2 protein-coding genes are annotated in these 2,209 nt (G+C 72.0%); both read left to right on the top strand.

All coding sequences use genetic code 11. The annotated features are described in order from the left end of the window. The coding region (locus tag V6M46_RS08250) for a sodium/proton-translocating pyrophosphatase (RefSeq protein WP_332663655.1) at nucleotides 1-348 on the top strand (348 nt) is incomplete at its 5' end. A gap of 108 nt (nucleotides 349-456) precedes the next feature. Beyond that, entirely contained in the window at nucleotides 457-1,923 is a 1,467-nt protein-coding gene (locus V6M46_RS08245; RefSeq protein WP_332663654.1) for a class I SAM-dependent methyltransferase, read from the top strand. The last annotated feature ends 286 nt before the right edge of the window (nucleotides 1,924-2,209 follow it).

Genomic DNA, 2,209 nt, shown 5'->3' with positions numbered 1-2,209 from the left:
GCGTGGGACAACGCCAAGAAGCTCGTCGAGGACGGCAACCACGGCGGCAAGGGATCGCCCGCCCACGAGGCGACGATCATCGGTGACACCGTCGGTGACCCGTTCAAGGACACCGCCGGACCGGCGATCAACCCGCTCCTCAAGGTCATGAACCTGGTGGCCCTGCTGGTCGTACCCGTGGTCATCAAGTACAGCTACGGCAGCGATGAGAACGAGTGGATCCGATACTCGATCGCGGGTGGCGCCGCATTGATCATCGCCATCGCGGTGTACGTCTCGAAGCGTCGCCCGATCGCGCTCGAGGCCGGCATCATCGACGAGCCCGAGCCGGAGAAGGTTTCGGCTTAGTCGCACCAACGCCCCGCGAGTGGCGCAAATTGGCCCGGTTGGACTGTCCCAACCGGGTCTTTTTGCGCCACTCGCGACTGGGTCGGGCGGGTCTGACAGGCTGGGCGGATGATCGAAGCCGCGTACGTCCAGGACCTCCGCGCGGCGCTGACCCGGGCGGACTTCACGGTCGATGCGGTGTTCGCCCTGCTCGGCGAGGACGCCCACCGAGCCCTGGGCCGCAACCAGACCGTTCCGGCGCGGCGAGCCACGAGCGGCCGCGGCGACCTGGCGACGCTGGTGCGGCTCTTCGCGTTGCAGGTCCCGGTCGGCCGCGACCGCGCCGACGCCGCCCTGCCCGGCCTGGTCGAGCCGCTCGTCGCCGCCGGGATGCTCCGCAGCTCAGGCGGCGAGGTGCGCGCGCTGGTGGACGTACGTCCATACGGCGACGAGGACCACGACTGGTGGATCGTGTGCGACCCGACACCGGGCCTCGACGCCCAGCAGGCGCCCATGAGGTCGGACTACGTCCTGGGCATCAGCGAGGCCTCGTCGTCCCTGGCGCAGCTGACGATCCGCGAGCCGGCCGGCCGGGCGCTCGACCTCGGCACGGGCTGCGGCGTGCAGGCCCTGCACCTGGCGCAGCACGCCGACCACGTCGTGGCGACCGACGTCAACCCGCGGGCGCTCGCGATGGCCCGGCTGACGGCCCAGCTCAACGGCCTCGACATCGACGTACGCGACGGGAGCCTGTTCGAGCCGGTCGCCGGAGAGACTTTCGACCTGATCGCGACCAACCCGCCGTTCGTCATCTCGCCCCCGGGCGGCGAGGTGCTGGTCTACCGCGACTCCGGCATGCCCGGCGACAGCGTCGTGCGGCACCTCGTCGAGAACGCCGCCGCGCACCTCAACGAGGGTGGCTGGTGCCAGATCCTCGCCAACTGGGCGCACCATTCCGACACCGCCTGGCAGCACGGGCTCGAGGAATGGTTCGCGGACCAGCCGCTCGACGCCTGGGTCGTGCAACGCGAGCTCGTCGACCCGTCGGAGTACGTCGAGATGTGGCTCGCGGATGCCGGGCTCGCCTCGGCCCCCGACTACGTGCAGCGCTACGACGCCTGGCTCGACTGGTTCGCCGAGGCCGGCATCGAGGCGGTCGGCTTCGGCTGGCTCAGCATGCGCAAGACCGGGGCGACGCCGGTGCGCCGCTTCGAGGAGTGGGCCGGCGAGGTCGCGCCGCCCGTGGGCCCGGCCGTGGCCGCCTGGGGTCGCCGCGCCGACCTGCTGCGCGGGCTCGACGACGATGCCCTGCTCGGGCACGCCTTCCGCCAGGCGCCTGACCTCGTCGAGGAGACCCGCGGGCCGGTCGGCGCCGAGCACCCCGAGTCGATCATCCTGCGCCTCCAGCAAGGCGTACGCCGCGCCCGCCAGGTCGACACGGTCGAGGCGGGTCTGGTCAGCGCGAGCGAGGGCGACCTGACGGCGGGGCAGATCCTCGACGCGCTCGCGTCGTTGCTCGACCGCGATGCCGCCGACCTCAGACGTACGTACGCCGGCTCGGTGCGCGAGCTCGTCGCCGACGGCTTCCTCGAGTAGCCCGGCCCCTAGCGACGAAGTCGCGGGAGGGAGCGCTAGCGACCGAAGGGGCGTAAGCCGAGGCGCTTGGGCGAGCATGTCGCCTCACTGCCCTTCGCTCGCAGAGCTCGCTCCCGGTCGGCCGCGGGCGGCCTCCCTAGGGGACGGGGATGTCGGCCGCGGGCGGCCTCCCTAGGGGACGGTCGCGCTAGGGGCCGGACGGGCTAGAGGGACAGCTGGAGGTAGGCGAGGTCGAGCCAGCGGCCGAACTTGAAGCCGACCTCCGGCAGCAGCGCGACCCGGCGGA

Source organism: Aeromicrobium sp. (assembly GCF_036676885.1).
GTDB lineage: Bacteria > Actinomycetota > Actinomycetes > Propionibacteriales > Nocardioidaceae > Aeromicrobium.
The sequence above is the reverse complement of the archived record's forward strand: the minus strand, read 5'-3'. Positions and strand labels throughout refer to the sequence as shown.